The sequence below is a fragment of the Komagataeibacter europaeus genome (assembly GCF_002173515.1).
Classification (GTDB): domain Bacteria; phylum Pseudomonadota; class Alphaproteobacteria; order Acetobacterales; family Acetobacteraceae; genus Komagataeibacter; species Komagataeibacter europaeus.
Map to the genome: position 1 here is coordinate 2,762,471 of NZ_CP021467.1, position 21,363 is coordinate 2,783,833.

A 21,363-nucleotide genomic window follows, 5' to 3' on the forward strand; every position below is an offset into this window, starting at 1 on the left:
CTATGCCGGGAGTGATGCTATCATGCCATTGAATAATTTACATATGCATGATCGGAATTATCGATGCTTCCGATGCCCTCCGCACAGCAGCTGCGTTATCTCGTCACCCTTGCCGAACTGCGTCATTTCGGCCGGGCGGCAAAGGCCTGCGCGGTGACACAGTCCACGCTGTCCGCCGGAATACTGGCCCTGGAACGCCAGATGGATGTCAGGCTGCTTGATCGTGACGTGGGCAAGAAGGTCGTGTTCACGCCGCTGGGGGACAAGGTGGTCGTGCGCGCCCGCGCCGCGCTGGAGGCATTGCAGGGCGTGCTGGACGTGGCCCTGGCCTCACGCGAACCGATGAGCGGCCCGCTGCGCCTGGGCGTCATTCCCACCATTGGCCCGTTTGTCATGCCCACGCTGGTGCGCAGGCTGCCTGCCGCCTATCCGCAGTTGCGCCTGTCACTGAATGAGGACGTGACCCATAACGTGATGGAAAAGCTGGCGGCAGGCAGGCTGGATCTCGTGCTGCTGGCCATGCCGTGCGACTGCGCCGATAGCGAGACGCTGCCCCTGTGGCGCGATCCCTTCATGGTGGTCATGCCGCGCAACCATCCGCTGGCGCATCTGCCCGATGTGCCGGTGCGCAGCATCGTGCGCGAACGGATGATCCTGCTGGAGGACGGGCACTGCCTGCGTGACCAGACACTGGCCATGTGCCGGCAGGTCCGGGGCTGGACCCAGCCGGAGGACGAGGCGGAATGCGCCGTCAGTTCGCTGTACACCATGGTGGAAATGGTCGCGGCGGGCATGGGTCTTGCGCTGCTGCCCCGGCTTGCGGTCGAATCCCCGCTGATGGCGGGACAGGACGTGGTGGTGCGCCCGGTGACCGGCGCGCAGGCCTGGCGTACCATCGGGCTGGCGTGGCGGCCCCGTTCACCCCGCACCGCCGATTTCCAGACCATCGCCCCGTTTTTCGTGCCGGATTCGATCACAGATACGATTTTACCCCTGTAAATGACGCCAGAATCCGGTCCACCAGTTGACTCTTGGCGCAGGCAGGGGTATTCGGGCGCCTCTTTGGCGGTATTCCGCCGTTAGTCGAGGGTCGGATCATGAAAATCAGAAACAGCCTGAAGTCGGCCAAGGTTCGGGACAAGGACTGCCGTGTGGTCCGTCGCCGTGGCAAGGTCTACGTCATCAACAAGAAGAACCCCCGCATGAAGGCCCGTCAGGGCTGATTGCCGGACGGCCTTGACCGTCAGGTTCATCTTTGAACAGCCGCGAAGCTGCGCAGGCAGGTTTTTGAAAACCTGCTTTCGTGGCTTTTCGTGCGTACCCATGGTTGTGGTGGCAGGCCTGCTGGGCAATGGCCCGCAGGCCCATGCCGCCCTGCCGCCGCACGGGGTGGACCAGCATGCCGGACCGGCCGCCGTGGGCAATCATGCCCACGCCGGAAAGGCGGAGGCCGAGCCATCGCTGGATGATCTGGAAACCGAACTGGCCCATGCGTCAAACGCCCGTGGGGCGCGTGACCTGCTGACCCGGATCGAGCAGATACGCCAGAAGGACCTTGCCCCCACCACCAACCTGCTGCTCAAGCGCGCGCAGGATGACCTTGATGCCCAGCGCCCGCTGGATGCGGTGCAGGACATGGACGACGCCCTGCTTTTGCAACCGGATGTCGAAGTGCTGTGGCGTAGCCGCGCGCAGGCCCGTCTGGCGGCGGGCAATCCCGATGGCGCGGTGGCGGACCTTGGGGTAGCGCTGCATCATGACGGGCGCGACGTGACCGCGTGGAAGATCCTTGAGGATACCGAGGAGCAGCGTGGCGACTGGCAGGCGGCATGGAAGGCATGGCAGCATGTGATGCAGCTTGATCCCACCATTCCCGACGCGACCCATGAAACAGAACGCCTGCGCCTGAAAGCCTTCGGGCAACCGACCTGACCATATAAGGTTTTTTTGGCGAAGCTTTTTTCAGGAGGCTTCGGGGAATGCCGCCTTTTCTGAAAGAAGGCAGCACCCGGGAACCTTGATTATTTTCTGTCAGGCGGCGCCAGGGCATCAGGCAATGGCCGCGTTTTCCTGTCCCACTTCCTGATACGATAACGCAGCGACAGGCCGCGTGGGGCTGCCTGTCGCCACATGTCGTCCGTGGTGGATCAGCGATCCGTCAGGCGGAATTCGATGCGCCGGTTGTGGGCTAAGGCTTCGGCTGTCGTGCCGTGGTCCAGTGGCTGGTAATCGGAAAAGCCGGTCGCGGCCAGATGGTGCGGGTCGATCCCTTCGGCAATCAGCAGCTTGACCACCGTGATGGCGCGCGCGGATGACAGTTCCCAGTTGCTGGGGAAGGCGGTGTGGATCGGCTGGCGGTCGGCGTGGCCATCCACGCGCAGGATCCATGGGACATCCGGCGGGATCTGGGCTGCGACCTGACGCAGGGTTTTGGCCAGTACCTTGATTTCCGCCTCCCCTTCCGGTGAAAGCTCGGCGCTGCCAACGGGGAACAGTACCTCGCTCTGGAATACGAAACGGTCGCCGACGATCTGTATGCCCTTGTGGTCCTGCATCACGCTGCGCAGGCGACCGAAGAATTCGGAACGGTACTGCTGCAACTGCTCGACCTTTTTCGCCAGTGCCACATTCAGCTGCATGCCCAGGTTGCTGATTTTCTGGTCGCGGTCACGCACCTCGTTCTCGGTCACTTCCAGTGCGGCACTGATGGCGGCAAGCTGGGCGCGAAGCTGCGCCACCTGGTCATCGAGCGCCGTGGCGTGGGCCTGCGCGCTGTCGCGTTCACTGGTCTGCTGGTTCAGCTGTGCGGTCAGCGACGTCGCGGTGGCCACGTCGGCATCATGCGCCTTGTGCAGGCTGGCGACCTCGCCCTGCAGGGCGGTCGTATGGCTTTTTTCGAGGGAGAGCATCTGCCCCAGCTTCGCCACCTCGCGTTCAAGCTGGTCAAGGGCCTGCTGGCGCTTGTTCAGCGTGACGGACAGGAAGGCCTGTCCCAGCACGAAAACAAGCAGCACGAAGATGATGACCATCAGCAGCGTCGACAGCGCGTCAACATAGCCGGGCCATGCATTCAGTTCGGAACGGATCGAGCGACGGGAACGGCGCGCCATGGGATGAACCTCAGCCTTGGGATACGGTCAGGAAGCGGAGTGGTTCGTTCCCGGGGCGCTTGCGGCGATGGTGCGTGCAAGCAGGCGCAGGTCGTTGCGGATATCGGTTGCGATCTGCTCCCGTCCCGCCGCGGATTCCTGCACCAGGCGGGCCAGCAGGGATTCGATGCCCTGCAGGTGTTCCTCGCCCCGGCTGTCCGCCAGTTGCGCCAGGCGGTCGTTCAGCGCGGTCAGCAGACGCTGTTCCTGTGCGCGGGTTTCCTCGCTGCGGGCCAGAAGGATCTGGAGTTTTTCCATGTTTTCGGCCGTGTGCTCCAAAAGCGCCTGCACATAGGCCGGAATGCTGGCGTCATTGCCGCCAACCTGCAGCCCGCCTGCCGAAAGACGGGTGATGGTGGCCAGCCATTCCTCCAGTTCGTTGAAGAAGCGCGTCTGCGCCTGTCCCGCCGTAAGGTCCAGGAAGCCAAGCACCAGCGCGCCCGCCAGCCCGAACATGGACCCCGAAAACGCGGTGCCCATGCCATGCAGCGGGCCGGCCAGCCCGGATTTGAGCTGGTCGAACATGACGGTGGTGTCCCCGCTGCCGACCGACATGTTGCCGATCACGTCGGCAATGGAGCCAACCGTCAGCAGCAGGCCATAGAACGTGCCCAGCAGGCCAAGGAAGATCAGCAGGCCCGTCAGGTAGCGTGACAGTTCACGCCCTTCGTCCAGACGCGCCGACAGGCTGTCCAGCAGGGACTGCATGACCGGCGCGGACAGGGTCAGCCTGCGTCCCTTGTCATGGGTGGCCAGCATGGAGGCCATGGGCGCCAGCAGGCGCGGCGGCGGCGGCGTGGTCAGGCCTTCGCGCGGGTGGCGCAGGATATTGACCCAGCGTACTTCGGGGATCAGCCGCAGGATCATGGAGATGTTCCACCCGATGCCCAGCAGCAGGATGCCGATGATCAGGCCATCAAGGTAGGGATTGTTGCAGAAGGCCTGATACAGGGTGGAGGAAAGCAGGGCTGCGACAACCCCGACAGCCAGAAGAAACAGCAGAACCCGGACAAGATAGGTCGTCGGTCGTGTCACGCAGTGGTTTCCTTAACGCGAAGGTGAGCCTGTAGTATTCGAGGCCACCACACCCGAACGGGTGACGTCAATACAATCCGTTCCGGCGCCGTGTGCATTTTCATCCGGCAGGCCCACCGCGCGGACATAGATGCGCGTGGGCGCAATGCCGGCGTGCAGCAGCACCGAACGCGCCGCAAGCCCGCGCGACAGCGCAATACGGCGGGGTGTGGATGGATCATCGGCGCGGCCTTCGCCATAGGCTGCGATGCTGATGTGCTGGTCAGGCAGTTTCTGCATGACTGTGGCAAATGTTTGCAGCGCCGCGATCATGCGGGAATTCATCTCCGCCGACTGCGGGGCGAAGTGCAGGCGCGTGCCGCCGGCAATCCGTTCCGCCCGGCCCCTTGCCTGCGGGTCGGCCTTGACTTCGGGGGGCATGGGGAAGGGATGCAGCGGCACATGCAGTTCCGGCGGGCGCAGCACGGGGTTGTCGGGCGGTCTGGCTGCGACCGGCGGCAGGGACGCGATGGCGGCGGGCGACGCAATGGCCGTGGCGGGGGCGTGGCTGCCGGGAATGTCCCCGGCGGCACGGTCGCCGGTGCCCCCGACGGCCGGGTTGCCGTTGCCCGCCGTGCTGCTGGTCGTGGTGCCGGTGGGGGAGGCGGACATGCTGCCGCCATCGGGCAGCATGGCGGGGCGTCGTGGCGCGCCCAGCGCGTCAAGCGCGTTCCTGCTGGTCGTAACCTGCGCATGGGCGCCCGCAATGGGGGCGGACAGCCCGACGGCCGCGGCACCCAGCACGATCAGCCCACGCAGGGACCGGCGGCGGAAAGGGGGGGATATGTATCGCATCGTGCCCGGCAGGCTACCGGGCGACGGGCGGGGGCGCAATCGGCAAACGGGCCACACCACGCCCGCAGGCATCAGGCGATGCTGCTGGCCACCAGTTCGCGCAGTGGCCCATGCAGTTGCGGATTGCCCGCCACCGCGTCGATGGATGCGCCAAGGTCATTGAGGTCAACGCCTTCGGGATCGGTGGCATAGCCACCCGCTTCCCGCACCAGCAGGATGCCGGCCGCACAGTCCCACGGCTTGATGCCCATTTCCCAGTAGCCGTCATAACGTCCCGCCGCGACCCATGCGAGGTCGAGCGCCGCCGCACCGAATCGGCGGATACCGGCAACCTGCGGCATGAGCGCGCCCAGCGTGCGCGCAAACGACAGGCGATTGCGGGCCGAAACCTTGGCAAACGGGATACCGGTCGCGAACAGGGCCTCGTTCATCGACCGGCGCGCGGAGACGCGCAGGCGGCGGTCATTGAGGAATGCGCCCACGCCCTTTTCCGCCCAGAACATCTCGTTGGCGGCGGGGTTGTACACCAGGCCCGCCACGATCTCGATCGTGCCATCGGGCAGGCGGCGCTGCAGGCCGATGGAAATGGCCCAGTGCGGGATGCCGTGCAGGAAGTTGGTCGTGCCATCCAGCGGATCGACAATCCAGCGCCACGTCCACCCTTCGTTCCCCGAGGCGCCGCTTTCCTCCATCAGGAAGGCATAGCCGGGGCGGGCGCGCGCCAGTTCCTCGCGGATGGCGGTTTCGGCCCGCAGGTCGGCCTGCGACACGAAATCGCCCGGGCCCTTGATGCTGACCTGAAGCTGCTCGACTTCGTTGAAGTCACGCAGAAGACGGCGTGCGGCCTTCTGGGCAGCGTTCTGCATCACCGTCATATGGGGAGAGAGTCGCATTGCCACGGTGATCGGTCCTGTCTGGTTCGTGCGGTGGAACGGATGGTCGGGGGTCTGGAAGACCGGCCCGCGCGGGATGGAGACATCCCGGCGCGGGCCGGTGGATGGTCAGGACTTGGCGCGCTCGACGTAGGTGCTGTCCTCGGTGCGGACCACGATACGCTCACCCGCTTCGATGAAGGGGGGCACCATGGTCTTGACACCATTGGACAGGCGCGCGGGCTTGTAGGAGGAGCTGGCGGTCTGGCCCTTGACCACGGGATCGGCCTCGACCACTTCCAGCGTGACCTGCGCGGGCAGGACGACGCCAACCGGGTCGCCTTCCACAAGGTTCAGCACCAGCGTCATGTTGTCCTGCAGGAACGGCGCCTGGTCACCCAGAAGGTCCAGCGGCAGGATCAGCTGTTCGAACGTCTCGGGGTCCATCAGCACGATGTTGTCGCCGTCCATGTAGGAGTAGGTGTATTCCTTCTCCTCGGTCATCAGGCGTTCAACGGTGTCGGCGGTGCGCCAGCGTTCGTTGGTCTTGTTGCCGGTCTTGAGGTCGCGCATCTCCACCTGGATGAATGCACCGCCCTTGCCCGGCGTGATGATCTGCTGCTTCAGGACCGTCCAGCGACGGCCGTCGTGCTCAATAACCTGTCCGGCGCGGATCAGGTTTGCCTGCTGCTTCATGGTGGTCCCTGTATGGTTGTGGGAAGTATGGCGGTTCGGCTTCTAGCGCCCCACGCGCGGAAGGGCAAGGTTGCGGGCTGTCTTTTCGCCCGCGTTTTACCCGCGTTCGCGCGCCAGGCGGTGGATTGTGCCATCGGGTGCTTCCACGCGCAGGTATCCGTCCGGCCCTTCGTGCAGGTACCCGGGCGCGATCGGCACCTTGCCATGGCCACCGGGAATATCCAGCACGTAGGTCGGCCAGGCAATGCCCGTCACCCGCCCGCGCAGGCTGGCCAGCAGGCGCTGTCCCTCGCGTATGGGCACATGGAAACGCGCGGTGCCGGGGGCGGGGTCAAGCTGGTGCAGGTAATAGGGACGGATGCGGGCGGCCACCTGCGCGCGCAGCAGGGCCTCGAGCGCTTCGGGCGTATCGTTGACGCCGCGCAGCAGCACGGACTGCCCCAGCACCGGAATCGCGCGCGCCTGCACGCGGCGGATGGCGGCGCGGGCGGCGGGGGTCAGTTCGCGGGCGTGGTTGACATGCGCCACCAGCCACATGGAACGCGTGGTCTCCAGCGCATCCGCCATCTCGTCGTTCAGGCGTTCGGGGTCGGCCACCGGCACGCGGGAATGGATGCGGATGGTGTGGATGTGCGCCATCCCCTCCAGCGCCGTCATGATCGCACGCATGCGGCGCGGGGACAGCATCAGCGGGTCGCCCCCGGTCATCACGACTTCATGAATGTCCGTATGCGTGCGCAGCCAGTCCAGTGCGCGGCCTAGCGCCGCATCATCCAGCACGCCGCCACCGGGGCCGACATGCTCGCGGCGGAAACAGAAGCGGCAGTAAAGCGGGCAGACCAGCAACGGCTTGAGCAGCGCGCGGTCGGCATAGCGGTGCACGATGCCCGGCACGGGGGAAAGCGCGTCATCCCCGATCGGGTCCGGGTCTTCCGTGGGGTCCACCGCGCATTCCGCCGCATCGGGAATGACCTGCCGGCCGATCGGGTCATCAGGACTTTCGATCAGGCTGGCAAAGGCGGGGGGAATGGCGGTGGCGTACTGCTGGGCCACCTGATCCAGCGCCGGGGCCTGTGCGGGGGTGACCAGCCCTGCTTCCAGCAGGTCCGTCACGGTGCGCAGCGTGCGCGTGACCGGTGACGCCGTGCGGGGATGCCGGGATTCCGGGTTTTTTGAATCAATGACATTCACGATGCGGTGTTGATTTCCTGCTGTGGGGACGAATAACGGCGGCCAGTGGGCATTTATACCATCTGTGGAACACCGCAATGCGATCAAGGGCCGAACGGTTCCTGGCGATCGGACACGTCGTGTCCGAAGCGGGGATCGGATCAATGGAAAACGTGGAAAACCCGGACCCGGATGGTCATCCCGTCAGGACATGCATATGGGGGTGGCATCGTGATTACCTAAATACTGGGAACAATGATACATTTGATGTATGTCGGGACAACAAACAAAGTGGATTTTCAGGCGGTCGGGAAAGCCATCGGCAATCTGGATGATCCCGATGCCAGGATTGTCGATCGGGCGGTGACAGTGTTTGCCTGAGGCATGAATGTCCCCGGCGTGTCTCATGCCGTATCGTACTATGGAACAGGAGTGGTCGTGACCGCGCGCATTCATCCGCACGAACCCCGGAGTGTGCTCATGCCCGAGTCCCCACCGCCACGTCCCGACCCTGCCCGCATTGCCGACCGCCTGCCGTTCCTGCTGCGTCGTAGCCTCGTGCTGCGCGGGGTCCGGGCGTTTTTTGACGCGCGGGGCTACATGGAAGTCGAGACCCCCTATGCCGTGCCGACCCCGGGTGAGGAGGTCCACCTGAAGGTCTTCGCCACCGAGCGCGCGGGCGTGGACGGCGCCCGCCAGAAGCTGTGGCTGCACACCAGCCCGGAATTCGCCATGAAGCGCATCGTGGCGGCGACCGGCCTGCCGGTTTGCCAACTGGCCCGTGTATGGCGCAATGCGGAAGGCAGCAGGCTGCACGCGCATGAATTCACCATGCTGGAATGGTACCGCCCCGGCGCCACGCTTGATGCGCTGATGGATGAGACGGAAGCCCTGCTGCGTGCCGTGCTGCCCCCCGTGGTGCGGGCGGGCGGAGACGACATCAGCATTGCCGCCCCCTTTGAACGCCTGCGTGTCGCGGATGCATTTCATCGCTATGTCGGCGTGGATATCCTGGCAAACGAAGGGGACGCAGCAGCCCTGGCGCGCGCGGCAGGCTGCGACCTGCGGCGGGGGGAGACATGGGAAGACCTGTTCTTTCGCCTGATGATGGCGCGGATCGAACCGCATATCGGGCGCACGCGGCCAACCTTTCTTACGCACTGGCCCGCAAGCCAGGCGGCCCTTGCGTGTCGTGACCCGGCGGATCCGCGCGTGGCGCTGCGTTTTGAACTGTATGCAGCCGGGATCGAACTGGCCAATGCGTTCGAGGAACTGACCGACAGCACCGAACAGCGCCAGCGATTCGAGGCCGACCGCACCCGGCGCCTGGCGCTTTATCCCGATGAATCCGGCCTGGACTGGCCGATGGATGAAGCCTTTCTGTCCGCCCTCGACACGTTGCCGCCATGCGCGGGCATAGCCCTTGGCTTTGACCGGCTGGTCATGCTGGCGGCTGGTACCGGCCGGATCAGCGATGTGCAGTGGATGGGGGAAGGCTGAAGGGAAAAAGTTTTTGGTGAAGCTTTTTCCAAAAATCACCAGGAAATGCCGCCTTTTTGGAAAAAAGCGGCACCCAGAAACTTCTGTTATCTTTCAATCGGTTTCCGCAGCCGCAATCGCCGCATTCATGGCCCGCACGCCTGCGCCGGGTCCGTCGGGGTGCGACCAGACCGCGCTGATGACCGACAGGAAATCCGCCCCCGCGCGTACCAGCGTGCCGCAGTTTTCTGGCGTGATGCCACCGATGGCCACGACCGGCAGTTCGATCATGCTGCTCCACCACGTCAGCAGGGCGGGATCGGCGCGGACTTCGGTTTCCTTGGACGGGGAGGGGAAAAACGCGCCAAACGCCACGTAATCGGCCCCGGCTTCCCCCGCGCGCAGGGCCATGTCGCGGCTGTCATAGCACGACACGCCCAGTTGCAGTTCCGCCCCCAGTATGCGGCGCGCCGTGACCACATCCGTATCGTCCATGCCCACATGCGCCCCGTCGCACCCGCAGGCGACGGCAAGGTCAGGCCGGTCGTTCATGATGAAGGCCACGTCCCGCGCATGGGTAATGGGCTGCAACACGTCCACCGCGCGGCGGATCGTGTCGTCATCCACGTTTTTCAGGCGCAGTTGCACGGCCGCGACCGGGCCTGCGTCCAGCGCTTCGGCCAGACGGGGTGCGAACGTCGCCGGATCAAGCGATTCGGGGGTGATGAGGTAAAGCTGGCAATCGGTCATGTCGGCCTGATCCTATGCCACCATCGGGGTGGCGAACAGCCCCCGCATGGCATGTGTCCGCCACAGGGGGATCATGTCGGCATAAGCGGGATGGTCGCCGCATGTATCCGTCATCCTGCGGGGAATGTCCGCAGGTACCGTTCCAGCACCGGCGCGGCGTCACGCGGGGGCAGGTCCAGTGATGCCGGGCGCTGTTCCATCACATGGCCACCCGTCATCTGCGCCAGGGACACAAGGGCACGATGCTGTGCCACGGATACATGCACAATGACACCAGATACGCCCATGCGCAGGGCACAGGCGGCATATCCCGCCGCCTGCCCGCAATCCAGCAGGGCGGGCAGCGGGCAGTCCGCCACCAGCGCCATCCACCACGGCGCCCCCATGACACATCCCGCGCCGGGGGGGGAAACCACGGTGCAGTTCACGCGTAACGATGCGGCCATGGTCATGACCAGCTTCAGGTCATGCATGCAGGCAACGGTGATGCAGGGGACGGCATGCATAGAATGGTCATGTTTGTCGATCATGCTTGACGTTGAAACCGCAGCGGGCGATCAGTTCAAGGGGAGGAACGAGGGAAAGAATGAACGTGTCTGATATTATCATGCCACCGGGGCAGGAAGCCGCCCTTTCCCCCTCGGATGCCGGACAGGACCCGGCGGATCGCCTTGAACTGGCTCTCAACCGTATTGCCTTCGCCCTTGACCGGCGCACGGAACTGGCGTCCATCGCCCGCCCGTCCGGGCCGGAGGTGGACGTGCAGGCGCTGGCGGCCAATATCGATGTCCTGATTGCCCGCGTGCGTGACGTGCTGGGCGAGGACGAAGCTGACGGCGGGAAGGAATAAAACGATGAGCCAGGTGACCGTGCGCATCAACGGCTTTTCCTATGCCGTGGGCTGCAAGGAAGGGCAGGAAAAGCACCTGCAGGCCATGGCGCAGGAAGTGGAGCGGCGCATCGACCGCATCCGCGAACTGGGTGGCCATAGCGGGGAGGGACGCCTGCTGGCCCTTGCTGCCCTGCTCATGGCCGATGAAATCCATGACCTGACGGCGGAAAAGATGTCTTCCGACACCGCCCACCAGCTGGCGCAGGGCCGTCAGGCGCGGATCGAGAACGAACGCCGGCGCGACCAGCTGGCGCATCTGGTTGAACGTGCGGAAAGCATTGCAGCCGCGATGGAAGAAGACTAGATTGCAGGAGCGGGGCTGCCGGGTGCGTCAGGCATGATTCAACCCCTGGGCCGATAAGCACTTCCTAGGGAGCTGGCACTGTCGTGACCGTGGTCACGTTACCTGGCGCCCACCTGCGTCAGCAGGTCCGGGAGGGCTGATCCGACCAACGGCCATGGTGGCTCCGTATATGTTTTCATGACCTCTCTCGATCCCGAATCGTGGCCCGTCACGCGGGCCAAGCAGGCCCTGCGCCACCAGATGACGCGCCACCGGCAGGCTTTTGTCGCCAGTCCCGTTCGTGCCGGTGCGGAAGAAGCCCTGTGCCACCGCATGGTGCGCGGCCTGCGTGGCATGACCGGGGCAGGGGACTGTATCGCCCTGGTCTGGCCCCTGCCGGGGGAAAGTGACCTGCACCCGGTCATGCAGGCCCTGCATGCGGACGGGATGTGCATTGTCCTGCCCGAAACCCCGCCGCGTGGTCACCCACTGGTCTTTCGCCGCTGGCGGCCCGAATGCCCCATGCTGCCGGGACGTTACGGCACCCTGCACCCCGATGGCCCCCCCATGCAGCCTGATGTGGTGTGCGTGCCGCTTCTGGCCTTTGACCGGCGGGGAATGCGGCTGGGATATGGCGGGGGATATTACGACCGCACGCTGGCGCGCCTGCCGCGCGCGCGAACGGTGGGGTTCGGCCTGTCCTTTCAGGAAGTGACATGCATTCCGACCGGCCTGTATGATGTGGCATTGCCCGCGATCGTGACCGAACGCGAATGGATCCGGTGTCGTGGCGACGGGCGTACACGGTAACAAAGGCTGTTTTCTTGAGAATTCTGTTTCTGGGTGACATTGTCGGGCGCGTGGGGCGCGAAGCCGTTATTTCCCGCCTGCCCACCCTGCGGCGCGACCTTGCACTCGATCTTGTGGTGGTGAACGGGGAAAACGCCAGCCACGGTTTTGGTCTGTCGCCCGCCATCGGGCGTGACCTGATCGAAGCGGGGGCCGATGTCATCACCCTGGGTAACCATAGCTGGGACCGTCGTGACCTGATCGGCCATATCGACAGCGAACCCCGCATCATTCGCCCCGCCAACTATCCCCCCGGCACGCCGGGACAGGGCAGCGTGGTGGTTGAACTGGTGGATGGCCGCAAGGCGCTGGTGGTCAGCGTCATGGGCCGCCAGTTCATGGATGCGATGGATGATCCGTTCCGTTCCGTTACCGAAATCCTGTCGCGCCACCGTCTGGGTGTGACCATGCATGCCGCCGTGGTGGATGTGCATGCCGAGGCCACGAGCGAGAAATGGGCCATGGGCCATTTCCTTGATGGCCGCGTCTCGCTGGTCATCGGCACCCATACCCACACGCCCACGGCAGACCACCGCATCCTGTCCGGTGGCACCGCCTTCCAGACCGATGCGGGCATGTGTGGCGATTATGATAGTGTAATCGGCATGGGCAAGGACGCGGCAATTGCCCGCTTCGTGCGCAAGATGCCCGGTGACCGCCTGCAACCCGCCGAGGGGGATGCCAGCATCGCAGGCATGGTGGTGGAGACCGATGATGCCACGGGCCTTGCCCGCCGCATGGCCCCGGTGCGTCAGGGTGGCCATCTGGCGCCGACCCTGCCTGATTTCTGATGTGAAATAAAATATTGATAAGAAATAATGAAAATTTTGAGGTGCCGTCTTTTCAAAAAAGGCGGCGTTCTTCTGAAGCTTTCTTAGAGACTGTTTGAAAAGTTAGCCCGGAAAACATTCAGCAATCATAAAGAAGTTTTTGGTGAAGCTTTTTTCAAAAAGCTTCAAAGAACGCCACCTTTTTGAAAAAAGGTGGCGCCCAAAAACTTTTATTATTTTTTATCAATCACTTGTTTTCAAACAGTCTCTTATGATTCCGGGACTTGTTTCAAAGGCAGATTTTTTGAAATTGTCCCGAAAAAACAAAGCGGCCTGGGAAAACCTGCTGCCCCGTATGGTGGTCGGGCCGTGTTCACAAGACCCGTTTTGCCCCCAGCAGGGCGTGGCAACTGCCCTGTCCCGTTGTTACCGGAAGGCCGGTTCGTCAAACCCGCGCAGCTTGCGTGAATGCAGGCGGTCCACGCCCTGCGCGCGCAACTGCTGCATGGTTTCGATTCCCACCACCAGATGCTGGCGCACCCGTTCACGATAGAAGGCATTGGCCATGCCGCGCAGCTTCAGTTCCCCATGCAGCGGCTTGTCCGATACGCATAGCAGCGTGCCGTAGGGCACGCGGAAACGGAACCCGTTGGCCGCGATGGTGGCCGATTCCATGTCCACCGCAATGGCGCGGGATGTGTTGATGCGGGTGAACAGCGCGCCAAGCCGTAGTTCCCAGTTGCGGTTGTCCGTCGTCATGACGGTGCCGGTGCGCAGGCGTGTCTTGACTTCGGCATCATGCAGGCCGGTCACGCGCGCGGTCACGTCCTGCAGCGCCATCTGCACTTCCGCAATGGGGGGCACGGGCACCCATGGGGGCAGGTCGTCATCCAGCACATGGTCGTCACGCAGGTAGCCATGCGCCAGCACGTAATCCCCCAGCTTCTGGCTGCGGCGCAGTCCCGCGCAATGGCCCACCATCAGCCAGCAGTGCGGGCGCAGCACCGCCAGGTGGTCGGTAATGGTCTTGGCATTGGCGGGGCCTACGCCAATGTTGATCAGCGTGATGCCATCGCCATCGGGGCGGCACAGGTGGTAGGCGGGCATCTGCGGCAGGCTCTGGCCTGCATGGGTGGCCGTATGCGGGGTGTCGCGGGTGTGGATGATCTCGCCCGGTTCGACAAAGGTGGTGTATTCCGATCCCGCATCCACCTGCGCATGCCCGTATTCGCGGAAGGCATCCACGTAACGCTGGTAATTGGTCAGCAGGATGAAGCGCTGGAAATGGCGCGGGGCGGTGCCGGTGTAATGGTGCAGCCGCGCCAGCGAGTAATCGGTGCGCGCCGCCGTAAACAGCGCCAGCGGGCGGGGCACGCCGGGGCGCGGGATGTAATCGCAGTTGGCGATCGAATCATCAGTGACATGCAGGTCCGGCAGCGCGAAATGCGACTGGATCCATGCCAGGTCGGATTCGGTCAGTGACGTGACCGCTTCCTCCATCACATAAGGCAGCGGGATCGGCTGGTTCGACAGCCCGACCATGACCGGCGTTCTGTAGTGGCGTAGCAGGCTTTCGATCTGTTCGCGCCAGTAATCGGCAAACAGCGCGGGCCGGGTCAGGGTGGTGCCGTAAAATCCCGGTTCCAGCACCACGTCAAAGGGGGGACGGGGGCCATCGGGCGGCAGGGCGGCCTGCGGCATGAAGGCCAGGTAGGGATAGACCGCATCCGCAAGGCCCGTCGTGTCGCGCGTGGTGAAGGCATGGCGGACCAGTTCGCCCGCACGGTCATACAGTTCGGTAATGCGGGCCACGGCGGCATCCGCCGTATCGAACGGCTGGAAGTCACGCCCGACCTGCTGCAGGAGGGATGCTGTATCCATGGCGGGTCTCTCCGTCTGCCTGACGCGCCTAGCGGCGGATCAGGATGTAGTTGATGGTCAGGTCAATGGGGAAGGTATCCCCCTGCATGTCCGGCGGCACCGGCGGCAGCTGCGCGTTGCGGAACATGCCCACCGTCGCGGCGTCAAGGTAGTACGACCCCGACTGCCCGGTCAGGCGCACCTTGGTGACATGGCCATCGCGGTCCAGTTCCACATGCACCGATGACGGGCCTTCCTCGCCCGCGCGGGCCGCTTCCTCGGGGTAGTACATATGGCTGCGGATCCAGCGGTCGAGTTCGCTGCCGTAATCATCGCTGACCCCCTTGATCTGCGTATTGGTGGAATAGGGGGCGTTGACCTGGCCATTCTTGACCAGTGGGCCAAGCGACAGGTCGATCGGGCTGCCCGTGCCGCCCGCGCGCCCGCGCTGGCTGCGGCGCGGCAGGGGCGATTGCGACAGCGACCAGTTGCGCGGATGTTCCAGCGCCCTGTAATCCGTGGCGGATGAGTGGTTGCGCGACTGCTGTGCGGGGTGGTGGCCGTGGCCCGAACTCTGCATGGATGGATTGAACGTGTCCTGCCGCTCGGACTGCGGTACCGACAGGTCGGATGGCGCGTCGCTCAGCGGTGGGGCGGCGGGCACTTCCGGCGTGGGCATGTTGGGCGAGGGGGAGGAATCCTCGTCGCTCTGCTGCGGGTTGGGGGTCTTTTCCTGCGCGCTGGGTTCGGGTTGGTCCTGCTGCTGCCGCGGCGCGTTCTGGCCGCCCGCCATGTCGGGCGAGGACTGTCCCTGCATCCCGCTGGAGGTGGGGGGTGAAAAGACCATTTCCACCTGTGGCTCCGACTGCGTGGCGTTGGGGGAGCCGTGCTGGCTGTGGTGGGCGGATTCAATCAGGATGGTCGCCAGAAGGGCCGCGTGCAGCAGTCCCGATATGGCGATGGCCCGGCCGGGACCGGGCGTTTCCTCCGTATCCGGGCGGATCAGGCCCGACATGGTGGGGCGCAGCTTGCGGTATCCCGGTGGCGGCGGCACGGCCACGCCCGCCAGCAGCCGTTCGCGGTCGGGCGGCTGGTACTGATCCCCTGCCGGATCAGGCGGCAGGCTGGCGCCGGGCTGTGTGCGGCGTGGGATCAGTACGGGCTCCACGGCATTGCGCCGCCGGGAGGAGGGACTGAGTGTCACCGTCATGAAAGGCTACGGGTCTCCGCCATGTTGGTCTGTTGCCGGGGCCGCGCACCTGCCTGCCCTGTTATATCGCCAGCATAACCGACGCGGATGGGGGGTCTGTCAAGGACTGGATGTGTAACGGAAGTCGGTTCAGTAACGTTCAGTGAAATTTTCCAGCAGTTCCGCAAATCTTTCAGGGTTTTCGACATGCAGCCAGTGCCCGGCCTGTTCGATCAGTTCCAGCCGGTAGCACGGAAACAGCCGGCGCATGATGGCATAATGCTCGGGGCGGATATAGGGGGAATTCCCCCCCGCCAGGAATAGCGTGGGACCGGGATAGGTATAGCCTTCGGGTATGTAGGGCCAGTTTTCCACATTGGGCAGCGATTCCACGATTTCACGCAGGCCGATGCACCAGCCCGGATTTTCCCCCACCCGGATGTTCTGCAGCATGAGTGCGCGGACATCCGTGTTGGGAATGTAGTGCTGCAGCAGCCTGTCCGCGCCCGCGCGGTTGAGGAACGGCGGAAACGGTACCCGCAGCATCTGTTCACCCAGTGCGAACTGACCATGCCCGGTGCGCGCGGGCGGGATGTCGGCCACCAGCAGGCTGTGCACCATGCCTGGCCGCGTCAGCGCCAGCGTCATCGCGACCTTGCCACCCATGGAATGCCCCACCAGGGTCGCGGGCAGGGCATTGTGGTGGGCCAGCGTTTCCAGCAGGTCGGCGGCCATGGTGTAGTAATCCATGAGCCCGTGCGGGCTGTCGCCATGATTGCGCAGGTCGATGGCCAGCGTGCGGCGGGTTGTGGCAAGCCGGCGCTGGAAGAAGCCAAGGTTGCGCGCCCGCCCGAACAGGCCATGCAGCAGGACAATGGGGGGACGTCCGGCCGTGTCCGGGGTAATCTGTTCTGGTCCGCGCTCAATGACGTTCAGTAGCACCAGCTATGTCCCTATCGTCCTGTCATATCGATGGGCAGGTGCTGCAGGTCCAGCATGATCTTGCCCATATGCGTTCCGTTTTCCATGAGTTTATGGGCATCGGCAACCCGCGCAAAGGGGAAGGTGGCATGGATGATGGGCCGGATGGTCCGCTGTGCCAGCAATGGCCACACCCGTTCTTCCAGCTGGCGGGCGATGGCGGTCTTGTATGCAGTGCTGCGCGGGCGCAGCGTACTGCCGGTCACCACCAGTCTGCGGGTCATGATGCGCGCCAGGCTGACGCCATCGGCCTTCGCCCCCCCCTGCAGGGCGATGATGACCAGCCTGCCCGCCGTCGCCAGTGAACGCAGGTTGCCATCCAGATACGCTCCCCCGATCATGTCGAGGATGACGTCCACGCCCCGCCCTTGTGTCAGTGCCTTTATGCGCTGGGGGAAATCCTCGGTCCGGTAATTGATGGCGGCAGCCGCGCCCAGGGTCGTGCACAGCGTGCATTTGTCGTCCGTGCCTGCCGTGGCGTAGACCGTGCCCCCCATGGCGCGCACCAGCTGGATGGTCGTGGTGCCGATGCCGCTGGTGCCCCCATGCACCAGCACGCTTTCGCCCGGCTTCAGGCCCGCTGTCATGAACAGGTTGGACCAGACGGTGAAAAAGGTTTCGGGCAGGGCAGCCGCATGGATGGCGTCAAAGCCCGCGGGCCACGGCAGGCATTGGCCTGCAGGCACGGTGCAGTACTGGGCATAGCCCCCGCCATTGACCAGCGCGCAGACCCGCGCGCCAATGGCGGGGAAACTGTCGGCGGGCACGTCCGGCCCCGTCGCCACGACTTCGCCCGCGACTTCCAGCCCCAGCAGGGGACTGGCCCCCGGCGGTGGCGGATACAGTCCCTGGCGCTGCATGATGTCGGGCCGGTTGACGCCCGCCGCCATGACGCGGACCAGTACGTCCCCGCCGGTGGGCCGGGGCACGGGCAGGGTGGAAATGCACAGGGAATCGGGGCCGCCGGGCTGGCTGAAGGTAACGGCCTGCATGGTGTCGGGTATGGCTTGGGTCATGTCTGTCCTCGTGAGGCGTGTACGTGCGGCATGCGGGCCTCAAGGTGTAGGCGATATGGTGGGCGGGACCAGTGTGCATGACCGGGAATCGAGCAAACGTGTGCACACCATCCCGGTTGCCCCGTCGCCGCGCGCGGTCGTGACGCGGACATGAAAAAAGCGCCGGAACCATTCCGGCCCCGGCGCTTTCTGCCTGTCAGGTTCCCGGGAGGGAAGCCGTGATCAGACGGAGTAGTACATTTCGAATTCAGCGGGGTGCGGCGTGTGTTCGAACTTGTAGACTTCTTCCCACTTCACGGCACAGTAGCTTTCGATCTGGTCCTTGGTGAACACGTCACCGGCCAGCAGGAATTCGTAGTCCGCTTCCAGCGCCGTCAGGGCTTCACGCAGGGAACCGGCAACCGTCGGGATCTGCTTCAGTTCTTCCGGCGGCAGGTCATACAGGTCCTTGTCCATCGCATCGCCCGGGTGGATCTTGTTCTTGATCCCGTCGAGGCCGGCCATCAGCATGGCGGCGAAGGCAAGGTAGGGGTTCGCGGTCGGATCGGGGAAACGCACCTCGACGCGCTTCGCCTTCGGGCTGGTCGCGTACGGGATACGGCACGAAGCCGAACGGTTGCGGGCCGAGTACGCCAGCAGCACGGGCGCTTCGAAGCCGGGGATCAGGCGCTTGTAGGAGTTGGTGGACGGGTTGGTAAAGGCGTTCAGCGCCTTGGCGTGCTTGATGATGCCGCCGATGTAGTAAAGCGCCTCATCCGACAGGTCGGCATAGCCGTTGCCGCCGAATGTGGGCTTGCCGTCGCGCCAGATGGACTGGTGGACATGCATGCCCGAGCCGTTGTCGCCATAGATCGGCTTCGGCATGAAGGTCGCCGTCTTGCCGTAGGAATGGGCGACGTTGTGCACGCAGTACTTGTAGATCTGCATGAAGTCGGCGGAGCGGACCAGCGTGTCGAACTTGGTGCCCAGCTCGTGCTGCGACTGTGCGACTTCGTGGTGGTGCTTTTCGATGGGCAGGCCCATCTCGCCCATGGTGGTCAGCATTTCGGCGCGCAGGTCGCCTTCGCTGTCAACCGGGGCCACGGGGAAGTAGCCACCCTTGACGCCGGGGCGGTGGCCCATGTTGCCTTCGGGATAGTCCTTCAGGGAGGCGCCAGGCCCTTCGATGCTTTCCAGTTCGTAGGTGCCGAAGTTCGGGCCGGTGCCGAAACGCACGCTGTCGAAGATGAAGAATTCGGCTTCGGGGCCAAAGAAGGCGGTGTCGCCCAGGCCGGTGGACTGCAGGTACTGTTCGGCCAGCTTGGCGGTCGCGCGCGGATCGCGGTTGTAGAACTGCCCGGTGGACGGTTCGACAATATCACAGATCAGGATCAGCTGCGGCTTGGCGGAGAACGGGTCCATAACCGCGGTGGTCGGGTCAGGCAGCAGGATCATGTCGCTTTCGTTGATGGCTTTCCATCCGGCGATGGAGGAACCGTCGAACATGAAGCCTTCGCGGAAGGTGTCTTCCTCGATCGTGGTGACGTACTGGGTGGTGTGGTGCCACTTGCCACGCGGATCGGTGAAACGCAGGTCAACCATCTCGACCGCGTTTTCCTTGATGATATCAAAGACCTTCGCGATGGCCTTGGCGGAATGTGACGGCGTGGAGGCCGCGGCCGGGGCCTGTGCTTTTTTTGCCATGTTAATTTACCTGTCCTGACTTTGGTGTGCCGTTCCATGCGGCGCGGCGGCTATGGTTACGGAAACGGAAGGCGGCTGTCGATAGGCGTGCTGCCATGGGACCCATGTTTGCATCCCGGACCTCAGACCGCATCGGCGCCGCGCTCACCTGTGCGGATACGGATGACATCCGTGACGGGGGTGACAAATATCTTGCCATCGCCGATGCGTCCCGTGCGGGCGGCCGCCATGATGGCTTCTATCGCGCGCTCGGTCATGTCGTCGGGGCACACGATTTCCAGCTTTACCTTGGGCAGGAAGTCGATGATGTATTCCGCGCCACGGTACAGTTCCGTATGGCCCTTCTGCCGCCCGAAGCCCTTGGCCTCCGTGACGGTGATTCCCATCAGACCGATTTCATGCAGGGCCTCCTTCACCTCGTCGAGTTTGAAGGGCTTGATGATGGCCTCGATCTTTTTCATGCTGCTGTGTCTGTCTTCCGTCTCGTGGCGTAAGGTCCGCGTGCCGTCTGTCTGGCGCAGGCAGGGTTGCATGGCTTTGGATTTCAGGCAATCGGATGATAAGGCAAAAAACACGCACGCGCGCGCGTCCTCATGCACGCGTCGGGACAGGATGATACGATGAAACCCGCGAACTCGCTGCTTTCGGGGCTGCCGACCACCATTTTTTCAGTCATCTCCGCGCTGGCGGTGAAACATGACGCCATCAACCTCGGCCAGGGCTTTCCCGATACCGAAGGCCCCGCCGACATGGTGGATGCCGCGGCCGATGCCCTGCGGGACGGGCGCAACCAGTATCCCCCGCTTGCGGGCCTGCCGGAACTGCGGGCCGCCGTGGCGCGGTCGAATTCGCGTTTTTATGGAATCGCGGTCGATCCCGCGCGTGAAGTGGTGGTGACGTGCGGTGCTACGGAGGCGATTACCGCCTCCCTCATGGCGCTGGTCAACCGGGGCGATGAAGTGGTGGTGTTCGAACCGTTATACGACACCTACATGCCGGTTCTGGACATGCTGGGCGCGGTCGTGCGCAAGGTGCGGCTGACGCCGCCGCACTGGGACCTGCCGCGGGCGGAACTGGCGGCGGCTTTCGGCCCGCGCACCAAGGCGATCCTGCTGAACACGCCCATGAACCCGACCGGCAAGGTGTTCACCCGCGACGAACTGGAATTCATCGCCGGTCTTGTCGCGCGCCACGATGCCTATGCGGTGTGTGATGAGGTGTATGAACACCTGACCTTCGGCGCCATTGCGCACCTGCCACTCATGACGCTGCCGGGCATGCGTGAACGCACGATCCGCATCGGCAGCGCGGGCAAGAGCTTTTCCATGACGGGGTGGAAGGTCGGTTACGTCACGGCCCCCGCCCCACTGGCTGATCTTGTGATGAAGGCGCACCAGTTGCTGACGTTCACCGTTGCGCCCAACCTGCAGCGTGCGGTGGCCATGGGGCTGGACAAGGATACCGCCTATTTTCACCAGTTGGCGGAAGGCATGCGCGATGCGCGCGACCGGCTGTCGGACGGGCTGTCGCGCGCAGGCCTGTCGGTGCTGCCATCGGATGGCAGCTACTTCCTGATTGCCGATATCGCGCCGCTTGGCTTTGCGGGGGATGATGTTGCGTTCTGCCAGCAGATGATCCGCCATGTGGGCGTGGCCGCGATTCCGGTCTCGGCTTTCTATGACAGCAGGGGCACGGATATCCCTGCCCGCTATGTCCGTTTTGCGTTCTGCAAGAAGGCGGAGGTGATCGCGGGTGCCGTAAAGCGGCTGCAATCCGTACGGGAACGGCTGTGCGCCGGGAATGTTGTGGAAATCCAAAAAGGGTAGTTGACGTACCGGCACGGATTTCATAAATC

At 64.2% G+C, this 21,363-nt stretch carries 23 protein-coding genes and 1 other RNA gene; 10 read left to right on the plus strand and 14 right to left on the minus strand.

Annotated elements, in window-relative coordinates:
- The first annotated feature begins 63 nt into the window (after window positions 1-63).
- The 3 genes from S101446_RS12760 to S101446_RS12770 all read left to right on the plus strand — a co-directional run bounded on the left by S101446_RS12760 (window position 64) and on the right by S101446_RS12770 (window position 1,932).
- On the plus strand, window positions 64-999 hold the full coding sequence (locus S101446_RS12760; RefSeq protein ID WP_087608508.1) for a hydrogen peroxide-inducible genes activator: 936 nt from the start codon (window positions 64-66) through the stop codon (window positions 997-999).
- A 98-nt stretch (window positions 1,000-1,097) separates the two neighbouring features.
- Window positions 1,098-1,223, plus strand: coding sequence for a type B 50S ribosomal protein L36 (ykgO, locus tag S101446_RS12765; RefSeq protein ID WP_003617324.1), 126 nt, complete (start codon window positions 1,098-1,100; stop codon window positions 1,221-1,223).
- Window positions 1,224-1,323: 100 nt separating this feature from the next.
- Window positions 1,324-1,932, plus strand: coding sequence for a tetratricopeptide repeat protein (locus S101446_RS12770; RefSeq protein WP_019086584.1), 609 nt, complete (start codon window positions 1,324-1,326; stop codon window positions 1,930-1,932).
- A gap of 215 nt (window positions 1,933-2,147) precedes the next feature.
- Here S101446_RS12770 and S101446_RS12775 read toward each other — a convergent pair whose 3' ends face one another.
- The 6 genes from S101446_RS12775 to S101446_RS12800 form a co-directional block, all read right to left on the minus strand.
- Window positions 2,148-3,110 (minus strand): peptidoglycan -binding protein, encoded by a 963-nt coding sequence (locus tag S101446_RS12775; protein ID WP_087608509.1) that lies wholly within the window; start codon window positions 3,108-3,110, stop codon window positions 2,148-2,150.
- 27 nt (window positions 3,111-3,137) lie between these two features.
- The gene (locus S101446_RS12780) at window positions 3,138-4,184 is read right to left on the minus strand and encodes a hypothetical protein (RefSeq protein WP_010510152.1); all 1,047 of its coding nucleotides are present in this window, start codon (window positions 4,182-4,184) and stop codon (window positions 3,138-3,140) included.
- Window positions 4,185-4,196: 12 nt separating this feature from the next.
- Window positions 4,197-5,018, minus strand: a complete 822-nt coding sequence (locus S101446_RS12785; protein ID WP_087608510.1) for an OmpA family protein — start codon at window positions 5,016-5,018, stop codon at window positions 4,197-4,199.
- A 71-nt stretch (window positions 5,019-5,089) separates the two neighbouring features.
- Window positions 5,090-5,911 (minus strand): inositol monophosphatase family protein, encoded by an 822-nt coding sequence (locus S101446_RS12790; RefSeq protein WP_025439632.1) that lies wholly within the window; start codon window positions 5,909-5,911, stop codon window positions 5,090-5,092.
- Between the two features lie 108 nt (window positions 5,912-6,019).
- Entirely contained in the window at window positions 6,020-6,586 is a 567-nt protein-coding gene (efp, locus tag S101446_RS12795) for an elongation factor P (protein ID WP_010510155.1), read from the minus strand.
- Between the two features lie 96 nt (window positions 6,587-6,682).
- Window positions 6,683-7,768, minus strand: coding sequence for a lysine-2,3-aminomutase-like protein (locus S101446_RS12800; protein ID WP_196795919.1), 1,086 nt, complete (start codon window positions 7,766-7,768; stop codon window positions 6,683-6,685).
- Between the two features lie 468 nt (window positions 7,769-8,236).
- Between S101446_RS12800 and epmA the strand changes: the two genes are divergently transcribed.
- Window positions 8,237-9,256, plus strand: a complete 1,020-nt coding sequence (epmA, locus tag S101446_RS12805; RefSeq protein ID WP_087608888.1) for an EF-P lysine aminoacylase EpmA — start codon at window positions 8,237-8,239, stop codon at window positions 9,254-9,256.
- Window positions 9,257-9,349: 93 nt separating this feature from the next.
- Here epmA and thiE read toward each other — a convergent pair whose 3' ends face one another.
- Window positions 9,350-9,985 (minus strand): thiamine phosphate synthase, encoded by a 636-nt coding sequence (gene thiE, locus S101446_RS12810; RefSeq protein ID WP_019091852.1) that lies wholly within the window; start codon window positions 9,983-9,985, stop codon window positions 9,350-9,352.
- Window positions 9,986-10,095: 110 nt separating this feature from the next.
- Window positions 10,096-10,491, minus strand: coding sequence for a hypothetical protein (locus S101446_RS12815; protein WP_087608511.1), 396 nt, complete (start codon window positions 10,489-10,491; stop codon window positions 10,096-10,098).
- A gap of 80 nt (window positions 10,492-10,571) precedes the next feature.
- Between S101446_RS12815 and S101446_RS12820 the strand changes: the two genes are divergently transcribed.
- From S101446_RS12820 to S101446_RS12840, 5 genes are all read left to right on the plus strand, one after another.
- On the plus strand, window positions 10,572-10,835 hold the full coding sequence (locus tag S101446_RS12820) for a hypothetical protein (RefSeq protein WP_010510167.1): 264 nt from the start codon (window positions 10,572-10,574) through the stop codon (window positions 10,833-10,835).
- Between the two features lie 4 nt (window positions 10,836-10,839).
- Window positions 10,840-11,181 carry a cell division protein ZapA gene (locus S101446_RS12825; protein WP_010510169.1) on the plus strand — a complete coding sequence of 114 codons (342 nt, stop codon included), beginning with the start codon at window positions 10,840-10,842 and terminating at the stop codon, window positions 11,179-11,181.
- Window positions 11,182-11,190: 9 nt separating this feature from the next.
- A non-coding RNA gene (gene ssrS / locus S101446_RS12830) (6S RNA) lies at window positions 11,191-11,349 on the plus strand.
- A gap of 9 nt (window positions 11,350-11,358) precedes the next feature.
- Window positions 11,359-11,970, plus strand: coding sequence for a 5-formyltetrahydrofolate cyclo-ligase (locus tag S101446_RS12835; protein ID WP_010510171.1), 612 nt, complete (start codon window positions 11,359-11,361; stop codon window positions 11,968-11,970).
- A gap of 14 nt (window positions 11,971-11,984) precedes the next feature.
- The gene (locus S101446_RS12840) at window positions 11,985-12,800 is read left to right on the plus strand and encodes a TIGR00282 family metallophosphoesterase (protein ID WP_010510173.1); all 816 of its coding nucleotides are present in this window, start codon (window positions 11,985-11,987) and stop codon (window positions 12,798-12,800) included.
- Between the two features lie 405 nt (window positions 12,801-13,205).
- Here S101446_RS12840 and S101446_RS12845 read toward each other — a convergent pair whose 3' ends face one another.
- The 6 genes from S101446_RS12845 to S101446_RS12870 all read right to left on the minus strand — a co-directional run bounded on the left by S101446_RS12845 (window position 13,206) and on the right by S101446_RS12870 (window position 19,969).
- A complete protein-coding gene (locus S101446_RS12845) occupies window positions 13,206-14,660 on the minus strand; it encodes an AMP nucleosidase (RefSeq protein WP_010510175.1) in 1,455 nt (484 codons plus the stop codon).
- A gap of 28 nt (window positions 14,661-14,688) precedes the next feature.
- Window positions 14,689-15,849 carry an energy transducer TonB gene (locus S101446_RS12850; RefSeq protein WP_010510177.1) on the minus strand — a complete coding sequence of 387 codons (1,161 nt, stop codon included), beginning with the start codon at window positions 15,847-15,849 and terminating at the stop codon, window positions 14,689-14,691.
- A gap of 129 nt (window positions 15,850-15,978) precedes the next feature.
- The gene (locus S101446_RS12855) at window positions 15,979-16,770 is read right to left on the minus strand and encodes an alpha/beta fold hydrolase (protein WP_019091849.1); all 792 of its coding nucleotides are present in this window, start codon (window positions 16,768-16,770) and stop codon (window positions 15,979-15,981) included.
- Between the two features lie 11 nt (window positions 16,771-16,781).
- Complete coding sequence (locus S101446_RS12860) at window positions 16,782-17,825, minus strand: NAD(P)H-quinone oxidoreductase (RefSeq protein ID WP_010510181.1); 1,044 nt, start codon at window positions 17,823-17,825, stop codon at window positions 16,782-16,784.
- Between the two features lie 222 nt (window positions 17,826-18,047).
- Complete coding sequence (gene glnA, locus S101446_RS12865) at window positions 18,048-19,508, minus strand: type I glutamate--ammonia ligase (protein ID WP_010510182.1); 1,461 nt, start codon at window positions 19,506-19,508, stop codon at window positions 18,048-18,050.
- A 122-nt stretch (window positions 19,509-19,630) separates the two neighbouring features.
- Complete coding sequence (locus S101446_RS12870; RefSeq protein ID WP_010510184.1) at window positions 19,631-19,969, minus strand: P-II family nitrogen regulator; 339 nt, start codon at window positions 19,967-19,969, stop codon at window positions 19,631-19,633.
- A gap of 159 nt (window positions 19,970-20,128) precedes the next feature.
- Between S101446_RS12870 and S101446_RS12875 the strand changes: the two genes are divergently transcribed.
- Window positions 20,129-21,334, plus strand: coding sequence for an aminotransferase (locus S101446_RS12875; RefSeq protein ID WP_087608512.1), 1,206 nt, complete (start codon window positions 20,129-20,131; stop codon window positions 21,332-21,334).
- Window positions 21,335-21,363: the final 29 nt, after the last annotated feature.